We start from the raw sequence: 24665 nt of genomic DNA, 5'->3' as shown, positions 1-24665 counted from the left end.
GAAAATTAACTTCACAGGCAAGCCTTCATTAATTAACGCCAATCATTCAGCGCAAATCACTTAGAGCAAACCCGAGCGATGTACTACATATTAAGATTTTGCCGCACAGTGATGGGCTATATACGCCGCATGATCAGGCATGACATCGACGCATTTGGCGATGACTTCCCTGACACTCTCCATGTACTCAATAATGTCGGCCTCAGACTGTAGATCGACCAGTGAATGATAACTATCCGCTTTGAGATTCTGGCCTTCCAGCACCTGTAGCCAGCCCACTTCTGCAAATAATTCATTATCAATACGCAGCAGACGTCCACTGGTTTTAAACAAGTCCATCTTATGCGCGAGCGTGTCGGGAATCGCCATTTCAGCACAAGCCTTCCAGAAATTTGCATCGTCACGCTGATTGAGTTTGTAATGAAGAATCACGAAATCACGGATGCGCTCGTATTCGAAACGGCTCTGGCGATTGTATTCACTGATCTCGGTCGGATTAAATCCCTGATTCGGGAAAAAATCGATGAGTCGTGAAATTGACGATTGGATCAAATGAATACTGGTTGACTCCAACGGCTCCAGAAACCCGCTGGACAAACCGATGGCGACCACATTGCGATTCCAGCTCTGCTTACGCATACCTGTATTGAATTTCAGCATGCGAGGCTCTGCCAGCGGCTTACCATCCAGATTCGCCAGTAGGGTAGCAGCAGCCTCATCATCGCTGGTAAATTGGCTGCAATACACATGCCCATTGCCGATGCGGTGCTGTAGCGGAATCCGCCATTGCCAGCCGGCTTTGTGTGCAGTTGATCGTGTGTAAGGCGTCAGCTTCGGTGCGGATTCACAAGGCACCGCCAGAGCGCGATCACATGGCAGCCAATGCGTCCAGTCCTCATAACCAGTCTTGAGCGTCTGTTCGATGAGTAAGCCACGAAAACCAGAACAATCAATGAATAAATCACCTTCGATACGCTCACCGTTTTCTAAAACGACTGCATCAATATGACCATCTATTTCACGCTGGCTTACCTGGACAATCTTACCTTCGACACGTTTGACACCGCGTGCCTCAGAAAATTTGCGTAAAAACTTTGCGTACAGACTTGCATCGAAATGATATGCGTAGGCAATTTGATTCAGGGGGGAATTAGGAACATCGTGGCGCGCCGGCATGAATTTATTCGCCAGTGCCGCCATGCGGGTGATTGAGTATTCGCCCAGACCTTTTGCTTTGCCAAGGCTACGCATTTTTTGCCAGTACTGATCAAAACGCACCGTAAACAGGTCCTGACCTATCGTCCCGAATCCATGGATATAGCGGTCACCCAGCTTACCCCAGTTGACAAATTCGATGCCTAATTTAAATGTGCCCTGCGTTTCTCTGAGAAATTCATTCTCATCAATACCGAGCACCTGATTGAATCGCTGAATCATCGGTATGGTCGCTTCGCCGACACCGACAATACCAATTTCATCCGACTCCACCACGCGGATAGAATACTTCCCACGCAATACCGTCGCCAGAGCCGCCGCCGTCATCCAACCGGCAGTACCACCGCCGACAATCACCACATTTTTTATCAGAGAATTTTGCATGAACTTACCTTAGCGATTAATCAGCGTTCCATCATAGCAAAAAACCCCTGCCAGCCAGAGCCAACAGGGGTCGTTCGTACATAGAGTTTAGAACTTGTAGTTCGCGCCTAGCAGGTAGGATCTGCCGTAGGTAATTTTATTGGTGATGACGCTTGGATCACTGGCGTATTCTTGGAACGGTGTATTGGTCCAGTTATTTGCCTGGAACAAGACCGACAAACCTTTAAACCAGCCAGTCTGGAATTCGTAAGAAGCTTGCAGATCAATGATCGTCTCGCCTTTTACCATCGTCAACTGCTGATTATCCTGATAGTCGCTGACCTGACCCAGGAAATCAGAACGCTTACGTGCAGCCCATGCAACCTGGAAGCCGTTTTTCTCGTAGTACAGGCGCAGATTGCTGACGCGCTTGGACAAGCCTGGCAGTGGAATATTTACCGCCGTGAATGCCACATTACCAAAACCAAATCCTGGCAAAGTGATCTCACTGGACGTGTCTGAATGATTGACCATGACGCCGAAACCATCCAACCATGGTGTCACGAGAGAGAACGGGATATTCAGCGCGACTTCAAAACCGCTGATATTACCGCCTTCGCCATTACGTGGCGCCGTCATCAGACCAACCGTAGAACCTTTGTACGCACCAGTCAGTGGCAATGGTGTATTCGCGCTCACGTAAGGCTTGAAGTCAAATGTTGTCGGCGAACGATAGATGTAAGTATCCAGTTGCTTGTAGAAACCGGCAACGCTCAGATAACCCTTTTTACCGAAATATTTTTCGTAAGAGATATCGAGAGATTTCGCGCTGAATGGCTTCAGGTTTGGATTACCGCCGGTACCAGTCAAAATAGGATTGGAACCCTGCGTATTCACGCCAAACTGATTACTGGCGCGCATATCATCCATGTTGGCACGGGATAATACTTTAGCCGCACCCAGACGAATGAATTGCTCACTGCCGATATCAAAAGATACGTTCAGGCTTGGCAAGACATCAGAATAAGTTGTGCCGCCGCTGATTACTTTTGAAGGGCAAGTTGCCGCGGTAATACCTGTGCAATTTGCCACATCAACCTGATTACCAGTCGATGACTGGTCAGTACGAACGAATTGTGTGCCGAAATTACCTCTATAGTTCAGACCAAATAACTGTCCATCCAGATCGCCCATTGCATAGGCGGTGGTAACCTTCTCATGCACTGACCAGTCTTTTGCCAGTACAGAAGCATCAATCCATTGCGCCAGATCGTAGATAGAACCAAGTGAATTGGACGGATCCCAGGATGCAACTTGTAAACCTGTCGTACCGGCAGTACCCACTGCGGAGCCCGGCATTGTTGCAGCAGCATAACCGCCGCCACCTTTTACAACCAGACGACCCTCCTGACCAGCACGGATTTTTTCACGGTCAGAAAAATTCAAACCAAAATGCGCTGCAACAACAGGGCCAAAATTCACGTCACGACTTGCAGTGAAACGAATCGCATCAGCCTTATCATTCAAGGTAGGCAAAGCGACATAACCAGCTTGTGGCGTATTCGGACCACCGCCCCAGCCATCAACGTCCGTCAGTTTAGCGACGGCGCGGTCTGCATAGTTCAGCGATGTCGTGTACTTCACATCATTGAAATTGCCACCATTAAATCCCGTATAGGAGATGGTACCAAGTGAGCTGGCATCGCCGGGCTGACCAGCGGTTGTCTCAAAGCGAGAAGCATTTTTATTGGCCTTGGAATGAGACAAATCTGCATCCAGCGTCCACTCATCTAACTTCAATGAGCTGTTCCAGCCTATCGATGTCAGTTTATCGTCAGCGGATTCCTGGTGATTACGCACGACACCTTTGTAATTACTGAACGTACCGCTGGTAGCTACGCCGTTGACAATCGTCGCGTTGGACAAAACACCGTTAGGATCATATCCGCCCGCAGAGCCTGCAATCGCGCCTTCCAGGCCGGTTTTTTTCTGTGATGTATAACCGGAAGAATAGAAAATATCAACTGACGATTTGAAGTTTTTGTTTGGCTTGAACTGCAAAGTCAAGGATGCGCCATCGCGATTGCTTTTACCAGACTCTGTGTCGGCCTTAAAACCGCCAGGTACGGCAACTTGAGCGCCGTTATAAGCGACAGTAGGAGCCCAACCACCCCATGAATCAAATTTTTGCTGCGCGCCTGTATCCTCTTTGAATTTGGTCACACCCAAGGCAACACCGATAGTACGGTCGGCAAATTGATCGACATAAGAGAATGTCGCGCGATCGCCCGTACCCTCGGAAGGTGTCTGTACACCGGTGCGTTGCTTACGATAACTAGCCGCAATGACACGCTTGCCAAAATCCAGCGGTTGCAACGTATGCAAATCAATCGTCGCCGCCAGTCCTTGACCAACCAGGGATGCGTCCGGCGTTTTGTAGATTAAAACAGAACCCATCAGTTCAGCAGGGAACAAATCGAATTCAGGTGCGCGCGCGTTGCCAGTAGATGCTTGCTCACGGCCGTTCAGCAAGGAGCCATTGAAGCTTGGCGCCAGACCACGAACACTGACATCTGCAGCTTTACCAGAACTACGGCTACGTTGTGCAGTGACGCCAGGCAAGCGTGCGATCGACTCAGCAACGCTTGCATCTGGCAACTTACCGATATCTTCAGCAGAGATCGCCTCAACGATAGAACTATTATTCCGCTTGATATCAATCGCGGCTTCAATACCTTTACGAATACCGGTCACAACAACCGTATTGGCATCCTCTGACTTAGCAGCATCAGCCTGTTGCGCATAAGCACTACCCGCCGACGCGGAAATCAATACTGCACATGCAGCAGCAATCGGTGTCACATTGAACGCAAAGCGATTGATGGCGACACTCCCATCCTGCTTCTTCTTAAAGCTAGTCATTACCCGTCTCCTTGATTTTTTATAAAAAACCCAACTCCAGCAGCAAATTCTTGGCAGCTCAAACTTTTTTTGTAACTATCGCTAACTTGATGCCCCAAACCGAGTTTGTACTAAAACTAAATTACGTGTCAATTAATTTCTACGTAATTTTACGGAATAAAATTCCTCACTCTCAGAGATAAACATCTATGCGCGTTGCGTTTGAACCACAGTCGATCTTAAATATTTATGTAGTCATACTACATAAATATTTTGTAGTGACTAGATTTTCCCAAAGCGCATTGGCTTTATTACCATTTTTTCCAAAGCGCATTGGATTTTTTGTGGTTTAAATGAAAACAATCCATCCCTTCAAACTGACTTCAAACATCTGCCGAAAATCATCCGTCACAAGGGTAATATTCGGGTGTGACTTACTAATGCTGTTCAGTTAAACCATATCCCTTGTTTCGTCATTCCGGCAAAGGCTGGAATCTAATGACGTTATTGCCAAAAGACACTGGATCCCTGCCTGCGCAGGGGCGACGACTTCAGGCTAAGGCCTCAATTGAACGACCTTGGTGTTACGCACCCTATTTTTTAAAAAGAATTTTTTATGGCACGTCTTAGTCTGCATTTTCCCGAAAACCAGTATTGCTACACCACCCTGCTCACCGTGCGAGTCACTGACATTAATGCCGCCAATCATCTTGGCAACGATTCGATGATTTCCATGATCTCGGAAGCGCGCGCACGGTTTTTATTTGAATTTGGTATTGGCGAAACTGAGGACAACGGCACAGGCATTATCGTGACCGACCTTGCAACAACGTATAAAGCCGAAGCGCATGCACGAGATCAGTTGCAGTTTGAAGTCGGTGTCATGGACTTCAACAAATACGGCGGCGATATCACCTTCCGCATTACCCGTCCACGCGATGACAGCCTGATCGCCATGGCAAAATCCGGTTTCGTTTTTTATGACTATAAACAAGCAAGCGTAGTCACCATGCCAGAAAACTTCAGAACCAAATTCCCGCTCGTTAACTGGCTAGCCTGATAGCACCCCACTTGATCTCCAATGGAGCCGACCTATATGCTAATTGACTTTTCTACTCTTGAACCCCGCATGGCCTACTTCTGGATGGCGTCGACGATTACGCCGCGACCAGTCGCCTGGGTTTCTACGCGATCCCGAGATGGACGCACGAATTTAGCACCATTCAGTTTTTTTCAGATGATCACACCATCACCACCGACGCTGATGTTTTCACCGTTAGTGAACAGTAATGGCAGCATGAAAGACACTGTAAGGAATATCAAAGAAACCGGTGAATTCGTCGTCAACCTGGTATCACACGATCTGGTCAAGCTGATGAACGACACTTCATTTGGTTACGATGCAGAGGTCAGCGAATTTGAGCAATGCGGAGTAGGCGCCTTACCGTCAACCAAGATCAACGTGCCACGTGTTGACGGCACGCCTGTCAGCTTCGAATGCAAGCTGAGTCAAATCATGCCCTACCCGGCGCATGCGCCATCCTGTTATGTGATTTTTGGTGAAGTCGTGGCAGCTCATATTGACGACGCGATTCTAGGCGACGATCAGCAAATCGATCCGATGAAACTCGATCTGATTTCACGCATGGGAGCTGATTGGTATGGCCGCACTAAAGCGACAGAAAATTTTACTCTTGCGAGACCAACGGGCTGGGCACGCTGATCGGCATCATAAACGACAATCAGCCGTATTGATTACGGCAGGCGAGTCGACACGGAAGTGACTTGTGCACCAAAGAAATTCGTATCGATCTTAAAGGCATCCTTGATGCGCTGCTGGCCTGCCGCATCATCGGGCAATTGAAAAACTACGGTCAGATATTTAGAAGCGCCGGTCACATTGGCAGTGAGCGCAGATCCTGGTGTCACCTGTGATGAGTTCGGTGAAGTGCCAGAGGCTACGGTCTGGAATTGAGCGACGAGATTAGTATCCTCATCGGCAAGCAACCGGGTCAGCTCGGACGCGATTTCAGCTTCATTGACGATCATGCTGGTATGCGGCTCAGGCCATTTTTTTTGCCCGCCACTACCAATCGCGAAACCACCGGTACACTCATACTCAGTATCGGATATTTTCGCGTAATGGAACGGCGCCCAGCCGGCCACCTGATGTTTTTTGATTGCTGCTAACTCGATTGCCTGCGCATAGGTACCGCCATTGGCAATCATGCCGACTGGCAGAAATGACAGGCTTTCGTTTTTATCTTGATCCGACATAATTTGCCCACTTTAGTTATTATTCATTCACAACATCTAGTGTATACGAGCATCCATGCCAACTCACGATTTACTCCTGTCCATCGCTTTTAAAGCAGAGCTCAAGCAAAGTCGCCGCCTGATCAAGGCAGGGGAGTTTACCGAAGAACGTGCGTTACAACGCGTACTACAAAAGCAAGCCGGTGAAGCTGGCCTCGACGCCCTGATTCAGCAGCGTCAAGTGATTGGTCAAAAACGCATAGCCGCATCGGCATTACGTCAACAGCAAAAATCCGAAAGCAGCCTGCGCAGACAAGCATCAGCTTCAGACGACGCCATGACAGACGGTCGTAGCTGGCAAGCATGGTTCGACGGCTCTGCACATCCAAACCCAGGAAAAATCGGTATCGGTGGCGTGCTGATCAGCCCTGACGGGCAACGCATAGAAATCAGCCAGCGCATGCCCGACGGTGACAACAATGAAGCGGAATTCCATGCCTTGCAAAGTGTCCTGATACGCGCACTGGAATTGGGTGTTGATCAATTACGTGTCTGGGGCGATAGCCGCGTCGTGATCGATGCCATCAACAATGCAGCACATGGGGTTGCGAGCGCTGGGATGCAAAAGCAAAACTCTACGGTGCCGCATTTTCCGTCCGGTATTTTGCAAAACCATTTTTTACAAAGTTTGGCGCTAGCGAGCAAATTTAAGGAGTTACATCTGCAATGGATACCGAGAGAGAAAAATGTCATCGCCGACGCTTTGTCGCAAGCGGCAATATTAGAAAACTTTTAAAAATATAAAAACCGTCACTGAGACTAAATAGCCTTACTGCCCTCGACACTGTTTCTATACATCGTTATTCTTTAGCCTGATTCCTTGCAAGCTCTGATTGTGCAAGTGCGCCAGCAGAACCTGATCGCCTGGCAGCCATATACGCTAGTGACAGCGCCAGCACGGCTATCACCAGCACGCCGAGATTCCCCCACCGTACATACGGCGTCAGGCCACTCGTTCCCTGCACGTTTGACCGCAATACTTGCCGGGTCAAAGGCTGCGCCTGCGCAATCACCCTGGCATTTGCGGCGATCACTGCAGTTGCTCCTGTATTGGTCGCTCTGAGCATAGGGCGACCGGTTTCCAGTACACGCATTTGAGAAATTTGCAGATGCTGCGGAATCGCAATCGAGTCGCCATACCAGGCAATATTCGATGCATTCAGCAATATGGTCGGACTATGTGCGCTCTCTGAAAGCTGACTTGCGATTTCTTCACCAAATAAATCTTCGTAACAAATATTCGGCATCACCAGTTGATCTTTTACTTGCATCGGCGCCTGTAACACACCGGCACCGCTAAAGTCGCCTAAAGGGATATGCATCAGATTGACAAACCATCGAAATCCGAAGGGAATAAATTCGCCGAACGGTACCAGATGATGTTTATCGTAACGGTAAGCGCGAGATGCATATTCCCTGGAAAAACCGAGGATGCTGTTCGTATATTGATCACCGCCGTCATGCACGCCCAGACCGATCGCGAGATGGCTATTCGTACTTTGCGCAAACGCGTTCAGCAATGGGAGATAATCTGGCGGCAACTGGCTGGACAATACTGGCAAAGCAGTCTCAGGAACCGCCACCAGGTCCGCCGGTGCGCTGAGGATCATGTCGTGATACAGGCTGAGCGAGTCACTGATATGCTCAGGATTAAATTTCACATCCTGCGCAACATTCCCCTGCAATAAACTCACGCTGAGCGGCTGACCATACGGCTGTGTCCACTGTACTTGCCGCACAGCCAGACCAACGCAAGCGATGACAACCACTGCCAGCAATAAGCGCAAGCGCCAGATTTTTTTTCGCACACCGAGCGCCAAAGCACCTGCCAGCAAGGCATTGATCCAGCCAAGTCCATACACGCCGATCAGAGCGGCAAAACCAGCCAGTGGACTGTCTGTGTGCGCGTAACCAGATGCCAGCCAGGGGAAGCCCGTAAATACCCAGCCACGCAGGCACTCAGACAACATCCAAAAAGCTGGCATGACCAACAACAGGCTACTGACATCGGTGAGCTGCCAACGCTGCTTTAATTTTGCACTAAGAAGCAAAGCGAGACCTGCATAGCACGCGAGATACGTGACCAGCAAAGCAAGTGCCGCGATCGCCATCAGCCAGGGCATATCGCCGTAGCGTGTCATCGCGATCAGTAGCCAGCTCACGCCGCAAAATAACCAGCCAAAGGCGTATGTCCATCCCAGTAAAAATTGACGACGCAGAGAAGAAAAACTAGCCGACTGGCTTAACCAGAAAATCAGCGCAAGACTGATTGCCTGCCATGGCCAGAAATGAAAGGGAGCAAACGAAAAGACGTTCAAGCCACCCGCCAGCAACGCCAGCAGGATGGATGAACGAAAAGACAGATGAAGAGAGCGCAAGTGAGTTAACTCAGCATGAGGACGCTGGCGACAAATACGATACGAATGAGGGCGACATCCGCCTCATTCATCGGCCACCAGCACCGGCCGTTTTTCGACCAGTAAAATTTGTACCTGGCGCGCATCGGCACGCAAGACTTCAAAATGCAGATTGCCGATATTGAATTCTTCACCCTTATGCGGCACATGCTCCAGATAATCGGTGACAAAGCCACCAATGGTATCAAGCTTTTGATCGGAGAAATGCGAGCCCAGCACGGTATTGAATTGTTCAATCTCGGTCAGACCTTTGACACGCCAGCGCACACCGTCACCGTTATTTTCCAGCGCGATGATATTGTCTTCTTCTTCATCAAAGTCATATTCATCTTCGATGTCGCCAACAATCTGCTCCAGCACATCTTCGATCGTGATCAGGCCAGCGATACCGCCATATTCATCGACCACCATCGCCATGTGATTGCGATTCGCACGGAAATCGCGCAACAGGATATTTAAGCGTTTTGATTCCGGGATATACACCACCGGGCGCAACATCACGCGCACATCAAAAGACTCTTCAGCGTAATAACGCAATAAATCTTTCGCAAGCAGAACGCCGACTACCTTATCGCGATCACCTTCAATCGCAGGGAAGCGGGAATGCGCCGTCGACAAGACCTCAGGCATCCATTCTTCGATCGGTTTGGAAATATCAATCACGTCCATCTGGGAACGCGGCACCATGATATCGCGTGCAGCAAGGTCAGATACCTGGAACACCCCTTCGATCATCGCCAGCGCATCCGCGTCGATCAGGTTACGTTCTTGCGCGTCGTGCAGGACTTCCAGCAGTTCGGCGCGGTTCTCAGGCTCGGGAGAAATCAGTGCGGTCAATCGTTCAAACAATGACCTGTGTGGTTTAACGTCAGATGGTCTGACGCTACTAGAGTGCTCTTGCATATAAGGCTTAACGCCGTTGTTTCAATCCTATAGGATACAACAAATGCGGCCCCACCCCAAATTTTGAATGTTTTTTGCCTAATTTAAACTCGGATTTTTGCTTATTTTTGCTTATCACAGCTGGGTTAAGGTTCTATCTCACAGGCTATGTCAGTCGATATATCCTTATTTTTTAGGAGCGATAAAAATGCAGTTCCACTATCCCATTGAAGGCGGCTGCACCTGCCGTGCCGTGCGCTACCGTGTTTTGCGTGCGCCCTTGTTTGTACATTGCTGTCATTGCACCTGGTGCCAGCGCGAAACAGGGGCTGCGTTTGCTCTTAACGCCATGCTGGAGGCGGATCAGGTCGAATTAATCTGTGGCGAACCAGAGTTCATCAACACCCCCAGCAATAGCGGCAAAGGACAAAAAATCGCCCGCTGCCCGCACTGCAAGATTGCTGTCTGGAGCCATTATGCGGGTGCTGGTGAAGCACTGCGTTTCTTGCGGGTCGGCTCCCTCGATCAGCCTGATGCGATGCCGCCCGACATCCATATCTTCACATCGACCAAGCAAGCATGGGTGAGCTTACCGGCATCCACGCCCGCAGTGCGCGAATACTATGACCGCAAATCGTTCTGGTCACAGCCAAGTCTGGAGCGGCTGAACACCGTCCTGGTGAAGACTGGCAAACAAAAGCCGGATTGACCATATGAGCACTGGTGAAATACATATACTCCCCATATTTTTACTAAAAATAGCTTGATTCCCGCAGTGTTTTAAATGCGATATAAAAAATACTCCCTATTAGTATGTATTCTCACAACGAAAAGAAATTCTGAATAATAGATAAGGTGATGGCTTGTGCCAGCAAGCTTGCCTGACTGCAAAGAAGAAAAAATAATAGCATTCATCTCTATTTTTGTCGTTTTTCTTTTCATCTTCAACTAATTCTTGACAGATATTTAGGCAACTAGAGATACTGCGACACTTGCTTTGCTTTCATGTCAGTCAAACACCTGATATCGTCAGCGTTCAGTCAATCAGCCGCGTACCCTCGTACATGTCACAAGCGACAAGCGTGCGATTGCAGACATCCACAACGGCCTTTTCGGAGGCCGTTTGGCTATCTCTAACAAACCACAATAATAGTTAGATGGAGAATTGAATGAGTCAAACACCAGATAATCACGATCAGGCGAAAATGCCGTCGCAGATTCCCTACATCATCGCGAATGAGGGTTGCGAGCGCTTCAGCTTCTATGGCATGCGTAATATCCTTACACCGTTTCTGATTACCAGCCTGTTATTGTCAATGCCAGAATCGATGCGTAAGGGCATGGCGAAAGAGGTGTTTCATACGTTCGTCATCGGCGTGTATTTTTTCCCGCTGCTTGGCGGTTGGCTCGCTGACCGTTTTTTCGGCAAATACAATACCGTGTTCTGGCTAAGTCTGGTGTACTGCGCTGGCCACGCCTGTCTGGCGATATTTGACGACAACCGGAATGGTTTTTATACCGGCCTCTTCCTGATCGCGCTGGGGTCTGGGGGCATCAAACCGCTGGTTGCCTCATTTGTCGGCGATCAGTTTGACAATACCAATAAGCATCTCGCCCAAAAAGTGTTTGATGGCTTTTACTGGATTATTAATTTCGGTTCGTTCTTTGCATCGCTGCTAATGCCTATCTTCCTGAAGCAATACGGCGCAAGCGTTGCGTTTGGTATTCCAGGTTTATTAATGTTGATTGCGACGTTGGTATTCTGGTCAGGCAACAAAAAATATGTGCACGTCGCACCCGCAGCAAAGAATCCTGATTCTTTCCTGAACGTCATCCGCACGGCCCTAATGACAGCCACACCCGGTCAGTCACGCACTGGTTTTATCATCGCTGTATTGGGCGTGGTTCTGGCGATCGGCGCGCTCTTCATGACACCTGGAATCGGTATCGTTGCCGCCTTGTGTCTGGCCTTGGTATTGATCCTCGGCTTTGGCGGTGCAGGTGCATGGATACAGCTTGACCGTGCTCGCGGCATGCATCCGGATGAAGCCGTGGATGGCGTACGCTCAGTGTTACGTTTGCTGGTGGTATTCGCTCTGGTGACGCCGTTTTGGTCTTTGTTTGATCAAAAAGCCTCGACCTGGATTTTGCAGGCAGACCAGATGACCAAACCATCGTGGTTCCAGTCGGCGCAAATGCAGGCACTGAATCCTTTGCTGGTCATGCTGCTTATCCCGTTCAACAATCTGATCCTGTATCCGCTTTTAAAACGTATCGGTGTGGAACTCACTGCGCTGCGCCGTATGGGACTGGGTATTGCGTTCTCCGGTATTGCCTGGATCGTCGTCGGCATGATGCAAATCGCGATTGACGGTGGGAATGCCTTATCCATCACCTGGCAAATTCTGCCGTATGCCTTGCTGACATTTGGTGAAGTTCTGGTCTCGGCAACCGGACTTGAGTTCGCCTATAGCCAGGCGCCGCTAGCGATGAAAGGCGTGATCATGAGCTTCTGGAATTTGTCTGTCACGATCGGCAACTTGTGGGTATTGCTGGCGAATTCGAGTGTGAAGAGTGAGTCGGTGACGACGCAGATACAAAGCACCGGTATGAGTGTCACCGCCTTCCAGATGTTCTTCTTCGCAGGCTTTGCCTTGCTGGCGGCAATGGCATTTGCTATCTACGCCCGAAACTATCGCGTAGTGAATAATTACCGTAAGGTCTGACGGGAGTCTGCGCAAATATGCTGCCGGACTCACCGACAGCAACCTCAGTAGACACTTTCCCCTTTGCTGAAGCATAAAAAAAGCTACGCCTCACTGGCGTAGCTTTTTTACTTTGCTGAGGCCGGTTCTGGTTTACTGGTAAGGATTCGCCACACCCAGCTTCGTCAGAATCTCAACTTCCAGAGCTTCCATCTCTTCGGCTTCTTCATCGTTTTCATGATCATAGCCTTGCGCATGCAACACGCCGTGCACGACGAGATGCAAGGCATGTGCCTCGACTGATTTTTTTTGTTCCTGCGCTTCACTCAGTAATACGTCGGTACAAAAAATAATATCCGCCTGGGTGACTTCGGCGTCCTCATCTTCGGTGTAGGCGAAGGTCAATACATTGGTCGCATAATCCTTGCCGCGATAATCGCGGTTCAGTGTGCGCCCCTCTTCTGCATCGACAAACCGCAGTGTGAGTTCTGCCGGTGCAAACAGTGCCGCCTGTATGGTCTTGCGCAATAGCGGACGCGGCAATGCGTCTTTCAAACGAGGGTCGGCATATTGCACGGATAGAGTCAGTTTATGTTTTGCAGCCATGGTAAGGTTAACAGCGAGAGAGTCGGGTTGATACAATTAATCTGCTTAATGTGCTTAATGTGCTTAATCTGCTTAATCTGCTTAAGCAGATTAGTGATTTTATTTTTTTCGGCCATGGTAGGCCGATGCCAGAGGCGTCGGATGCTTCAGATTACCGAGGTCAGCGGTGTGTGCGCTTGCAGTTTCATAAGCATCGACAATCCGGCCGACCAGAGGATGACGCACAACGTCGGCACTGGTAAAACGATTAAACGCAATACCGCGCACATCGCTCAAAACCTGGCAGGCGTCGACCAGACCGCTGCGCTGACCGCGCTGCAAATCAATCTGCGTCACATCGCCTGTCACCACGGCTTTGCTGCCAAAACCGATCCGTGTCAAGAACATCTTCATTTGTTCCGGCGTGGTGTTTTGCGCTTCATCTAGGATGATAAAAGCGTGGTTCAGCGTACGTCCACGCATGTAAGCGAGCGGTGCAATTTCGATCGCCTGCTTCTCAAACATTTTTTGGGTACGGTCAAAGCCGAGCAAATCGTATAAGGCATCGTATAAAGGCCGCAGATACGGATCAACTTTTTGTGCCAGATCACCGGGCAAAAATCCCAGGCGCTCGCCTGCCTCTACCGCAGGACGGGTGAGGATAATACGTTTAACAGCATCACGCTCCAGGGCATCGACAGCACAGGCAACCGCAAGATAAGTCTTGCCAGTACCCGCAGGACCAATACCGAAAGTGATGTCATGTTCGACAATTGCTTTCAGATACAGGTTCTGATGTGGCGTACGTCCGCGCAAATCGCTGCGACGGGTTTTGAGTATCGGGCTCTCGACATCATCCGACTCTTCGACGTCATCCGGCGATTCCAGCACCTCAACAACCTTGGACAGTTTGCGTGGTTTTTTTACTTTATCTGCCGCACTGAGCATATCGCCACCGGCCTCGGCATGCGCTTTGGCGCTGGCATTGGCGCGCTGTTCAACCAGTGCAAGCTGGACTTCATCAATCGAAATGATTTTTTTCGCACGGGCATAAAAATGCTCCAGCATCTCCAGTGCGTGCTGAGCATTCGTACCACTGACAATAAACTTGTCACCGCGGCGAAAAATACTGACATCGAGAGCCGCCGAAATCTGGCGCAAATTTTCATCCAGAGGCCCACACAAATGCGCAAGCTTGGTGTTGTCCATCGGTTGAGGAACAAAATGCAGAACAGGGACAGGCGTTTTTGGTTTCATTAATTTTCTATCAGTTCATCAACAAGCTCGCCACGCAGCGAATAATTGTACGACTCTGTAATTCGGGTATTCACCAGCTGGCCGATCAGGCTGGCTGGGCCAGCAAAATTGACCACGCGATTATTTTCAGAACGCCCCTGCAACTCATTCGGATCTTTGACTGACGGACCTTCTACCAAGATGCGCTGCACTGTGCCGATCATCGCATTGCTGTATTTCTTCGTATTACTGTCGATCACTGCCTGTAAATGCTGCAAACGTTTCAGCTTGAGTTCATGCGGCGTATCATCGGCCAGATTCGCCGCAGGCGTACCGGGACGCTTACTGAAAATAAAGCTAAAGCTATTATCAAAACCGATGTCATCGATCAGCTTCATCAAGGCATCAAAGTCTTCTTGCGTCTCACCCGGGAAGCCCACAATAAAATCCGATGAAATCGAAATATCAGGTCGTACCGCGCGCAGACGACGCAGTACCGATTTATATTCTATCGCGGTATAGCCACGCTTCATTGCAGACAAAATACGATCCGAGCCATGCTGCGCTGGCAGGAATACATGGTTCGCAATTTTTGGAATCTTCGCAAAGGCGTCGATCAGGCGCTGATTAAATTCTTTCGGATGACTGGTGACAAAACGGATGCGTTCAATCTGAGGGAATTCTGCGATGTATTCCAGCAGCAAGGCAAAATCCGCAATCTCGCCATCTTCCATGGTGCCGCGATACGCATTGACGTTCTGGCCTAACAAAGAAATTTCTTTCACCCCTTGCGCAGCCAGTCCGGCGACTTCAGCCAGCACATCATTGAACGGGCGCGAGACTTCTTCGCCTCGGGTGTACGGCACGACGCAGTAACTGCAATATTTGCTGCAGCCTTCCATGATGGAAACAAAGGCGGTTGCCCCTTCGACTTTTGCCGGAGGCAAGTGATCGAATTTTTCTATCTCCGGAAAACTGATATCCACTTGCGAACGCCCGCTGGTGCGACGGTCACTTAATAATTGCGGCAAACGATGCAAAGTCTGCGGTCCGAACACAACGTCAACGTAAGGCGCGCGCTTGATAATTGCCGCGCCTTCTTGCGATGCCACGCAACCGCCGACACCGATGATCAGATCCGGCTTGTCGCGCTTGAGTTCGCGCAGGCGACCGAGATCGGAGAACACTTTTTCCGATGCCTTCTCACGCACGCTACAGGTGTTGAGCAGGATGACGTCGGCGTCTTCCGCTTTGTCGGTTTTAATCATGCCTTCGGCGGCGTGCAGCACGTCATTCATTTTGTCCGAGTCATACTCGTTCATCTGACAACCGAAGGTTTTAATAAATACTTTTTTTTGCATAAAACTGACTTCTTTTCTATGTACGCTGAGATCTGGCTCTTCCGCAGATTGTTGTCATCACCGGATCGCCTTGCTAAAACTACTGGGCTAATTATTGAGCGAACTAAGTTCAGCAACTTTCAGTAACTGTCAGCAACTAAGCGTGTGAACTAACTAGATTCAATTAATAATTAACATAATTAAAATAATTAAAATAATTAATTTTGTTTAATTTGCTTACTGATGTCTTGTTTGACTTCTTCTGTGGTCAAAATCCAGATGCGCTCAATGTCACCGTAATCGTTTGCCAGATAATTGACGGTCAATGTCGCAGACGGCAAAGTAGCAGGCAACACCAGCAAACCGACCTCATCATAAATACGTGTCGAGGGCTGAGTTCTGCGGACTTTTCCATCAATCACGATGTCAGGATATGCAGACGCGGTCAGTACACCGCGCTTAGTCCCTGCCGGGAAAGCACGCGGATCTGCGTGAGCGAGGCCCACTGTCAGGCTTAAACCAAGCAGCAAAAACATCGCGCAATAGCGTCGCAGTACGAGCAGACAAGCCATATGAATACCTCCTACAAAATAGACAAACAAATCAACAACTTATGCAACATATGCACGGTCTTTTGAGGGCGCAAGTTTAACACATGCGGACTGAACCGCTTACAGGACTCACGTGACAACGACTTATTTGGCATAATCGGGGGCTGTCCATCAAAATTTGAGATGATGACGGATGCACTTGTCGAAGGTGTTTTGCCGTGAATGAGGCGCTCATGGCGAATCATGAGCAACGAAAAAAGTCAAAAACAAACGACAATATGAGCGGCAATGCTTCGTCGGCGCTCAGATAGCACTGTTAAGCGTACCTGATGGACAATCGCGGAAACGCCCCAAATAATTGTGGAATCCTGATGCACACTCGCTCTCCCCGCGCCGCTACGCGCGAATTTGATACCCGCCACTTCCGTCAGGCTTTGTCGCAGTTTGCGACGGGGGTGACGGTCATTACAACACGTCTGGCCGATGGTACCTTCCTTGGCCTAACGGCCAGCTCCTTCAATTCCGTTTCGCTCGATCCGCCTCTGGTGTTGTGGAGTCTGGCGAATACAGCGACCAGCATGCCGGTATTTAGCGGCAACTCGCATTATGTGGTGAACATCCTGTCTGCGGAGCAAGCCTGGCTGGCAGAGCAATTCGCGAGCAAGAAAAAGGACCGTTTTGACGGTGTCGAATACAGCTTGTCGCGCACCGGCCATCCGATTTTAGTTGGTGCATCGGCGTGGTTTGAGTGTCATAATCGCAGCCGCTATCCCGAAGGCGATCACGTTATCTTTGTCGGTGAAGTCGAACATTGCGAATTCACACCACAGGCGCCACTGGTCTTTCATTCGGGACAGTTTTTAGCGCCTTCCAAATAATTTTCTGAATCTTATGACCGCATCACTCACCGATCTCATCGGTTATCTCGCTGCCTGCATGACCACCAGCGCCTTTATTCCGCAAGCATGGCTGACTTGGCGTCGTAAACGCGCAGAGGGTGTATCGCTTGGCATGTACGTCATTCTCGTTGGCGGGATTGCGATGTGGCTGGCATATGGCTTGATGCTGCACGCGCTGCCCATCATCATTGCGAATTTTATTACGCTGGTGCTGGCAATCTTTATTTTGGTGATGAAGCTGCTGTATAAATAAACGGCTACGCGCGCTGGTTACGTCGCTTGGTTATATCAATTTATGGAGCAGCTTATTTGAGCAGCTTCTGCAATACATCTCTGGAATCAAACGCGGCACGGCGCAAGCGGTCATTCACACCTTGCCAGGCCTTATCATCCGGTAGCATCTCAACCAGAATTACGTCGGCCTGTACCTCATCCAGCTCGCGCAGACCTGCATATAAATCATGCGCATACGCAGCAGGATCTGCGGCCAGAATTTTGAGCCCCGCCAGCGCTTGCGAACGATGCTCGTGATAACGCATGACCGCCACTTTGTTACCGGCGTCCAGCAAGGACTGCACGGTATTTTCCAGTACCGCATCGGCAATTAAAACGACCGGCGTGTTCGGTGCGTAATGCGCATCCAGCGTGCCCGATGCGCGTGGCGCGGCGGCGTCAGGTGCAGCAATCTCCCGGCCCAATACCGCAGCTAATTGCGCCGATGAAATATGACCCGGGCGCAGCAATACCGGCCCATGTGTCGCCAGCCGTGTCAGATCGACGATCGTCGATTCAATACCGACCTCACTTTGCCCGCCGTCGAGTACAGAAGCGATCATGCCTCTAGCTATTTCAGCAGGAAATTCATCCCGCACATGCTGTGCCGTGGTCGGGCTGACGTGACCGAACTTATTCGCGGATGGTGCTGCGATACCGCCTTTGCCTTGTTTAAACGCACGCAACAGAGCCTGCGCTACCGGATGCGAAGGACAACGCACACCAACCGAATCCTGACCACCAGATACGGCATCAGGAATATGAGCGGCACGCTGCAGAATCAAGGTCAGCGGCCCTGGCCAGAATGCGGCGATCAGCTGATGCGCCTCGTCCGGAATATTTTGCGCCCAATAGGCGATATCAGCCTCGGGAGCGAGATGCACGATCACCGGATGATTGGATGGTCGTCCTTTGGCCGCATAGATCGCCGCCACCGCTGCCGGATTCTCGGCATCTGCGCCTAGTCCGTACACGGTCTCGGTGGGGAAAGCGACTAATTGCCCAGCTGCGAGCTGTTGTGCGGCTAGCGTAAGCGATGATGCGAGCGCTGTTACGGGAGCAGAGGATACTGAACCGCTGTTACTCATAGTGGCTGGTCATTGCTAGTGGTTGCTGGTGATTGCGGGTACTTGCTCATGCTGACTCGTGCTTGCTTATGGTGATTTAATGTTGATGTATTTTTTTGATTGCTCTGTTTGTATTACGCCTCACATACGACATGTAAGGTGTAGCAGCAATCTCAGCGGATTTATGCCGCGATACCAAGGATCGCACAGGCTTTCGCCAGCGTTGCCTGCGCTGCATCCAATGTCGGGGCGACGAAAGTAATATGGCCCATTTTACGGGCACGTCGCGCCTCGGCTTTGCCGTATAAATGCAGATGAGCACCAGGCAAAGCCAGCACCTGATCCCAGGCCGGGTCGTGCGCTGAGCCGGTGTCACCGTCGAACCAGACATCGCCAAGAATATTCAGCATGACCGCGGATGAATGCTGACGCACATCGCCCAGAGGCAGTTGCGCAAGCGCGCGCACTTGCTGCTCGAACTGGCTGGTAACGCAGGCATCTATCGTGTAATGGCCGCTGTTGTGTGGACGCGGTGCCATTTCATTGATCACCAGCGAGCCGTCTTGCAGTACAAAAAATTCTATGCACAAGACACCAACATAACCAAGCTCGGCGATCAGTTCGAGTGCGGCTTTTTGCGCCTTATGCGCTACTCCGTCAGTGACATTCGGACTTGGTACTGTTGTGGTGAACAAGATGCCATCACGGTGTACGTTTTCGGCAATCGGATACACCACCGCTTCACCATCGACACCGCGCGCTACCAGCACCGATACTTCATACGCAAGCGGCAGCATTTTTTCCAGTACACATACCTGACCATTCATCTCTGCAAACGCGGTTGCCAGCTCGTCGCGCGTACGCACGCGGATCTGACCCTTGCCGTCGTAGCCCATGCGTACGGTTTTTAAAATGCCTGGCAATAAATGGTCACCGACACTGGCAAGATCGCTCTCATTGGCGATGCCGAGATGTGGCGCGGGGAACACGCCTGTATGCGCACCGCAGCGCGTGAAAAATTCCTTTTCCTGCAAACGATCCTGAGCCACTGACACACATTCTCCGGCAGGAGAGACGAAGCCATGTTGTGCCAGCATGATCAAACTACCGGCAGGCACATTTTCAAACTCGGTCGTCACTGCGTGACTCAGCTTGCCGAGAGCGAGTAGTGCATCGCGGTCATCATAGGCTGCCTGCAGATGATGCTCAGCGACCTGCCCCGCCGGACAACCCGCCTCAGGCTCCAGCACCGCAACGCGATACCCCATGGATTGAGCAGCATGCGCAAACATGCGACCGAGCTGGCCGCCGCCTAAAATGCCGAGGCAACTTTGATCGGTATTCGGCAACAGCGCCTGACGTGGGTGTGGTTGGGTATCGATAGTCATGATGTCAAACTGAAAGCGGTGCGACCCTTAGCGCTAGGCCAATGAAGAATCGCACCAGATACTACATGGCACAAGGGAGAAAAATAGATACTCCCCATTAAATTTATAAAAACAGGTCTATTCCGCACTTTTTTATTAGTGCATTAAAATATACTGGATAGGAGTACCCATATATTTAATGCACATAAATGCATGCAAATGAAGCAAATTGAAGAAAGCTAAAGCGAATGCAAGCAGCTCAGCGCATTCAGGCATCGCCCTCCTCAACCAACATCCACGTTACACCGGCAAAATCATGTCACGCGCAACCTGAGTCTGTTTGATGCGGAAGTCCACCAGTTTTTGCGCCAGCGCTTCATCGGTCGTCGCCAGCATGGCAATCGCTGCAAGAGCTGCATTCGCCGCCCCTGCCTCACCGATCGCAAACGTCGAGACCGGAATCCCCTTCGGCATCTGCACAATCGACAATAAGGAATCTTCACCACGCAAATATTTCGACGGCACGGGTACGCCCAGTACCGGCACGATAGTCTTTGCTGCGATCATCCCCGGTAAATGTGCCGCACCGCCGGCACCGGCGATGATCGCACGCACACCGCGCTCACGGGCAGTCTCGGCATAACGAAACATCTCATCCGGCATACGATGCGCAGAGACGACCTGCGCTTCAAAAGCGATACCGAATTCTTTGAGCACGGCAACCGCATGCTGCATCACGTCCCAATCGGATGAAGAACCCATCACAACGCCGACAAGTACCGGGCTGACTGCCGCTTGATTTGCTTGCGTCATGATCAGGCCTTCAATGTCTCACCGGTCAGGCGCTCAAGCGCTTCGCGGTATTTGGCAGCTGTTTTTTGTACGACCTCATCAGGCAGATCAGGTGCGGGCGCTGTCTTTTTCCAGCTCGTAATAGTTTCCAGATAATCACGTACAAACTGCTTGTCGAACGATGGCGGCGAAATCCCCGTCGCATACGAATCTGCAGGCCAGAAACGAGAAGAGTCCGCTGTCAACACTTCATCCATCAAATGCAATACGCCGTCGTCATCCAGACCAAATTCAAACTTAGTATCGGCAATGATGATGCCGCGTGTAGCCGCATATTCTGCGGCCTCAGAATACAACTGAATACTGATGTCGCGGATCTTGGCAGCGAGTTCTTTGCCGATCAGCTCTTCTGTTTTAGCATAGCTGATGTTCTCATCGTGCTCACCCATTTCTGCTTTGGCCGCTGGGGTAAAAATTGGTGCTGGCAATTTTGCTGCCTGTGGCAAACCCACTGGCAAAGTGATATCGCAAATGGCGCCGGTATCCTGATAATCTTTCCAGCCGGAGCCGATGATATAACCACGCACGACGGCCTCGACCATGATCGGCTTCAAGCGTTTTGCTACTACCGCACGACCGCGCACTTGTTCGACTTCTTCAGCAGCAACAACCGTTTCCGGCGCGATACCAGTCAGATGGTTGGGCACGATATGTCCGAGTTTTTCAAACCAGAAATTAGCCATCTGATTCAATACGCGACCTTTATCGGGAATCGGTTCATTCATGATCACGTCAAACGCGGACAAACGATCGCTGGTAACGATCAGGAGTTTGTCGTCACCGACAGCGTAGTTGTCACGGACTTTACCGCGGCCTAGCAGCGGCAAGGAATGCAGAGTGGAATTGATTTGCGTCGTCATAATATTTACTTTTTAAAAGTACGCAGGGCGCAGTGTGCGCCCCGTCTTTTTTAAATTGATTTACTGATGTTACTGCAATGAGTTTGTTGCACTAAGCTGCTGGCTTATTTGACCAACTGAGCCAAGCTGCCTTTTTTGTATTGTTCAGCAATTTTTTCCAGAGGCATAGGCTTGATCTTTGCCGCCTGACCTTCGCAGCCGAATGACAGATAACGCGCTTTGCAGACCAGTTTTGCCGCTTCACGCGCTGGCTTGAGATAGTCGCGCGGATCAAATTTGCCTGGATTCTCAAACAAATAACGGCGGATTGCGCCGGTCATTGCTAAACGGATGTCAGTATCAATGTTGATCTTACGCACGCCATGCTGAATACCGATCACGATTTCTTCTACCGGTACGCCGTAAGTTTCTTTCATGTCGCCGCCGAACTGACGAATTTCTTCCAGCAGTTCTTGTGGTACGGAAGAGGAGCCATGCATCACCAGATGGGTATTCGGGATACGTGCGTGGATTTCTTTGATGCGGTCAATTGCCAGAATGTCGCCGGTAGGCTTACGTGAAAATTTGTATGCGCCATGTGAAGTACCGATCGCAATCGCCAATGCGTCGCACTGTGTTTGTTTGACGAAATCAGCGGCCTGATCGACATCGGTCAGCAATTGTTCACGAGTCATTTTGCCGTCGGCACCGTGACCGTCTTCTTTATCGCCCATCATGGTTTCCAGCGAACCGAGTACGCCCAGTTCGGCTTCTACCGTCACGCCGATGGAGTGCGCGAATTTGACAACTTCACGTGAGACTTCGACGTTGTAGTCGTAGCTGGCAACGCTCTTGCCATCTTCCATCAGCGAACCGTCCATCATCACGGAAGTAAAACCGGATTTGATCGCAGCCATACACACGGCAGGTGACTGACCATGATCCTGATGCATCACCACAGGAATATGCGGATAAGCTTCGACCGCGGCTTCAATCAGGTGGCGCAGAAACGCTTCACCCGCATACTTGCGGGCACCGGCTGACGCTTGCATGATGACCGGCGCACCGACTTCATCGGCGGCTTGCATGATGGCAGTGACCTGCTCCAGATTATTGACGTTAAACGCTGGCAAACCGTAGCCGTTTTCGGCGGCGTGGTCCAGCAATTGGCGCATGGATACGAGAGGCATAATAGAACTCCAGAAGTACGATTAAAAATCTGTGCGAGGAAAGCAATGGCTTGTGGCGAGACTGTTCTGCGACACCAACTGATTGCGCTCCGTCTGTTTAGTTATCTCCGACCTTGACGATTTTCAGCGCGTTGGTGCCGCCGATCTGGCCCATCGGTTCGCCCCAGGTCAATACGATCATGTCACCTTTTGCGACTACGCCGTTTTTCAACAAAATATCTTCTGCTGCTTTCAACACCAGTTCGCGATCATTCGAGTGCGGCAACGTATACGTCTGCACATTGCGGTACAAAGCGACTTTGCGCTGCGTTGCGATGCTGGGCGTCAGCGCAAATAAAGGAATATCAATATTATGACGGCTCATCCAGAGTGCGGTCGAGCCCGACTCGGTCAAGGCCACAATGGCTTTCACACGTAAGTGATACGCCGTGAATAAGGCACCGTAAGCAATCGACTGATCAATGCGGGTGAAGGTTTGATTCAAAAAATCTGCATCGAGTTTGCATTCCTGAAACTTCTCTGCCTCGACACAAATTGCCGCCATTGCCTCGACGGTTTCAACCGGATACTTACCGGACGCAGTTTCCGCGGAAGTCATCACTGCGTCGGTGCCATCCAGCACGGCATTCGCGACGTCGGATACTTCGGCGCGAGTCGGTACGGCATTGACAATCATCGACTCCATCATCTGCGTCGCCGTGATCGCGAGCTTGTTCGACGCACGCGCCATCTTGATCATGCGCTTTTGCAACGCAGGGACTGCGGCATTGCCAACCTCAACAGCCAGATCGCCACGTGCCACCATGATGCCGTCTGACGCATCCAGAATTTCCTGCAACAGCGGAATCGCTTCAGCACGCTCGATCTTGGCAATCATCATCGGCTTGTGACTGTAGGCTTCGCCGGCAATATTCGCCAACTGACGCGCCATTTCCATATCCGTTGCATTTTTCGGAAAAGACACGGCCACATAATCGGCTTGAAACGACATCGCTGTCTTGATGTCCTCCATATCTTTGGCGGTCAATGCCGGCGCGGTTAAGCCGCCACCCTGACGATTAATCCCTTTGTTATTCGACAGCTCACCACCTATTTTGGTGATAGTGTGAATTTCATTGCCAATGATTTTTTCTACGATCAGCACAATCAAACCATCATTGAGCAGCAAGACATCACCTGGTTTTACATCACGTGGCAGGGCCTTGTAATCCAGTCCGACACGCTCTTGATTACCCAAAGTGCAATCGGCGTCCAGGATAAATTTGTCACCGTTTGCAATCTCAATTTTGCTGTTTTCAAACTTGCCGATACGGATTTTCGGACCTTGCAGATCAGCCATAATGGCGATCTCACGACCACACTCCGCTGCTGCCTGGCGTACCAGAGTGGCGCGATCGATATGATCCTGCGCCTTGCCATGCGAAAAATTCAAACGAACAACGTTAACGCCTGCTTGCAGCATGCGTTTTAGAATCGCTAACTCTGTAGAAGCTGGGCCTATCGTTGCAACAATTTTGGTTCCGCGTGACATCTGGTCTCCTGATAATTGAATACTGCTCTGTCGATTTTTATCGCTTTATTACTCTTATTACATTGCGGTATTGCGATATTTTTTCTGTATTTTTGCTGCACTTATTGCCGCGGTACTTCGTTGCAGCAGTTCGTTC

Annotated in this window: 22 protein-coding genes; 7 read left to right on the top strand and 15 right to left on the bottom strand. The window is 50.4% G+C overall.

Annotation, left to right across the window (positions count from 1 at the left end; translation table 11 throughout):
• Positions 1-90: 90 nt before the first annotated feature.
• Together ACO0K3_RS13430 and ACO0K3_RS13425 are read right to left on the bottom strand one after the other, a co-directional pair.
• Positions 91-1599: a tryptophan halogenase family protein gene (locus ACO0K3_RS13430; protein WP_422985358.1), complete on the bottom strand. Its 1509-nt coding sequence runs from the start codon at positions 1597-1599 to the stop codon at positions 91-93.
• Between the two features lie 87 nt (positions 1600-1686).
• On the bottom strand, positions 1687-4500 hold the full coding sequence (locus ACO0K3_RS13425) for a TonB-dependent receptor (RefSeq protein ID WP_422985356.1): 2814 nt from the start codon (positions 4498-4500) through the stop codon (positions 1687-1689).
• A gap of 595 nt (positions 4501-5095) precedes the next feature.
• Here ACO0K3_RS13425 and ACO0K3_RS13420 point away from each other — a divergent pair.
• Together ACO0K3_RS13420 and ACO0K3_RS13415 are read left to right on the top strand one after the other, a co-directional pair.
• On the top strand, positions 5096-5539 hold the full coding sequence (locus ACO0K3_RS13420; protein ID WP_422985354.1) for a thioesterase family protein: 444 nt from the start codon (positions 5096-5098) through the stop codon (positions 5537-5539).
• A gap of 69 nt (positions 5540-5608) precedes the next feature.
• Positions 5609-6202, top strand: a complete 594-nt coding sequence (locus ACO0K3_RS13415) for a flavin reductase family protein (protein WP_422985352.1) — start codon at positions 5609-5611, stop codon at positions 6200-6202.
• Positions 6203-6234: 32 nt separating this feature from the next.
• Here ACO0K3_RS13415 and ACO0K3_RS13410 read toward each other — a convergent pair whose 3' ends face one another.
• Complete coding sequence (locus tag ACO0K3_RS13410) at positions 6235-6756, bottom strand: hypothetical protein (RefSeq protein WP_422985350.1); 522 nt, start codon at positions 6754-6756, stop codon at positions 6235-6237.
• 55 nt (positions 6757-6811) lie between these two features.
• Between ACO0K3_RS13410 and ACO0K3_RS13405 the strand changes: the two genes are divergently transcribed.
• On the top strand, positions 6812-7531 hold the full coding sequence (locus ACO0K3_RS13405) for a ribonuclease HI family protein (protein WP_422985348.1): 720 nt from the start codon (positions 6812-6814) through the stop codon (positions 7529-7531).
• A 64-nt stretch (positions 7532-7595) separates the two neighbouring features.
• Here the strand turns inward: ACO0K3_RS13405 and lnt are convergent, their stop codons facing one another.
• Both lnt and ACO0K3_RS13395 read right to left on the bottom strand, forming a co-directional pair.
• The gene (gene lnt / locus ACO0K3_RS13400) at positions 7596-9173 is read right to left on the bottom strand and encodes an apolipoprotein N-acyltransferase (protein WP_422985346.1); all 1578 of its coding nucleotides are present in this window, start codon (positions 9171-9173) and stop codon (positions 7596-7598) included.
• A gap of 63 nt (positions 9174-9236) precedes the next feature.
• The gene (locus tag ACO0K3_RS13395; protein WP_422957537.1) at positions 9237-10115 is read right to left on the bottom strand and encodes an HlyC/CorC family transporter; all 879 of its coding nucleotides are present in this window, start codon (positions 10113-10115) and stop codon (positions 9237-9239) included.
• Positions 10116-10302: 187 nt separating this feature from the next.
• On the opposite strand from ACO0K3_RS13395, the gene ACO0K3_RS13390 reads away from it, so the two are divergent.
• Positions 10303-10803 carry a GFA family protein gene (locus ACO0K3_RS13390; RefSeq protein WP_422985344.1) on the top strand — a complete coding sequence of 167 codons (501 nt, stop codon included), beginning with the start codon at positions 10303-10305 and terminating at the stop codon, positions 10801-10803.
• 460 nt (positions 10804-11263) lie between these two features.
• Positions 11264-12820 (top strand): oligopeptide:H+ symporter, encoded by a 1557-nt coding sequence (locus tag ACO0K3_RS13385; protein ID WP_422985342.1) that lies wholly within the window; start codon positions 11264-11266, stop codon positions 12818-12820.
• 132 nt (positions 12821-12952) lie between these two features.
• Here the strand turns inward: ACO0K3_RS13385 and ybeY are convergent, their stop codons facing one another.
• The 4 genes from ybeY to ACO0K3_RS13365 all read right to left on the bottom strand — a co-directional run bounded on the left by ybeY (position 12953) and on the right by ACO0K3_RS13365 (position 16532).
• Positions 12953-13405 carry an rRNA maturation RNase YbeY gene (gene ybeY, locus ACO0K3_RS13380; RefSeq protein WP_422985340.1) on the bottom strand — a complete coding sequence of 151 codons (453 nt, stop codon included), beginning with the start codon at positions 13403-13405 and terminating at the stop codon, positions 12953-12955.
• 99 nt (positions 13406-13504) lie between these two features.
• Positions 13505-14641 (bottom strand): PhoH family protein, encoded by a 1137-nt coding sequence (locus tag ACO0K3_RS13375; protein ID WP_422985338.1) that lies wholly within the window; start codon positions 14639-14641, stop codon positions 13505-13507.
• Entirely contained in the window at positions 14641-15981 is a 1341-nt protein-coding gene (gene miaB / locus ACO0K3_RS13370; RefSeq protein ID WP_422985336.1) for a tRNA (N6-isopentenyl adenosine(37)-C2)-methylthiotransferase MiaB, read from the bottom strand. The genes ACO0K3_RS13375 and miaB overlap by 1 nt, the downstream gene beginning before the upstream one ends.
• Positions 15982-16178: 197 nt before the next feature.
• Complete coding sequence (locus ACO0K3_RS13365) at positions 16179-16532, bottom strand: hypothetical protein (RefSeq protein WP_422985334.1); 354 nt, start codon at positions 16530-16532, stop codon at positions 16179-16181.
• 350 nt (positions 16533-16882) lie between these two features.
• On the opposite strand from ACO0K3_RS13365, the gene ACO0K3_RS13360 reads away from it, so the two are divergent.
• The gene (locus tag ACO0K3_RS13360; RefSeq protein ID WP_422985332.1) at positions 16883-17389 is read left to right on the top strand and encodes a flavin reductase family protein; all 507 of its coding nucleotides are present in this window, start codon (positions 16883-16885) and stop codon (positions 17387-17389) included.
• A gap of 13 nt (positions 17390-17402) precedes the next feature.
• Positions 17403-17663, top strand: coding sequence for a SemiSWEET transporter (locus ACO0K3_RS13355; RefSeq protein ID WP_422961624.1), 261 nt, complete (start codon positions 17403-17405; stop codon positions 17661-17663).
• A 52-nt stretch (positions 17664-17715) separates the two neighbouring features.
• Here the strand turns inward: ACO0K3_RS13355 and ACO0K3_RS13350 are convergent, their stop codons facing one another.
• From ACO0K3_RS13350 to pyk, 6 genes are all read right to left on the bottom strand, one after another.
• Positions 17716-18771 (bottom strand): L-threonylcarbamoyladenylate synthase, encoded by a 1056-nt coding sequence (locus ACO0K3_RS13350; protein ID WP_422985330.1) that lies wholly within the window; start codon positions 18769-18771, stop codon positions 17716-17718.
• 161 nt (positions 18772-18932) lie between these two features.
• Entirely contained in the window at positions 18933-20138 is a 1206-nt protein-coding gene (locus tag ACO0K3_RS13345) for a 5-(carboxyamino)imidazole ribonucleotide synthase (protein WP_422985328.1), read from the bottom strand.
• Between the two features lie 279 nt (positions 20139-20417).
• Positions 20418-20930, bottom strand: coding sequence for a 5-(carboxyamino)imidazole ribonucleotide mutase (purE, locus tag ACO0K3_RS13340; protein WP_422985326.1), 513 nt, complete (start codon positions 20928-20930; stop codon positions 20418-20420).
• Between the two features lie 2 nt (positions 20931-20932).
• Positions 20933-21829: a phosphoribosylaminoimidazolesuccinocarboxamide synthase gene (locus ACO0K3_RS13335; protein WP_422985324.1), complete on the bottom strand. Its 897-nt coding sequence runs from the start codon at positions 21827-21829 to the stop codon at positions 20933-20935.
• 104 nt (positions 21830-21933) lie between these two features.
• The gene (gene fba / locus ACO0K3_RS13330; RefSeq protein ID WP_422961629.1) at positions 21934-22998 is read right to left on the bottom strand and encodes a class II fructose-bisphosphate aldolase; all 1065 of its coding nucleotides are present in this window, start codon (positions 22996-22998) and stop codon (positions 21934-21936) included.
• Between the two features lie 97 nt (positions 22999-23095).
• A complete protein-coding gene (gene pyk / locus ACO0K3_RS13325) occupies positions 23096-24529 on the bottom strand; it encodes a pyruvate kinase (RefSeq protein ID WP_422961630.1) in 1434 nt (477 codons plus the stop codon).
• Positions 24530-24665 lie beyond the last annotated feature (136 nt).

This window comes from Undibacterium sp. Rencai35W (assembly GCF_049340185.1).
Classification (GTDB): domain Bacteria; phylum Pseudomonadota; class Gammaproteobacteria; order Burkholderiales; family Burkholderiaceae_D; genus Undibacterium.
Note: the sequence above shows the minus strand (reverse complement) of the source record. Positions and strands in the feature narration are given on the sequence as shown.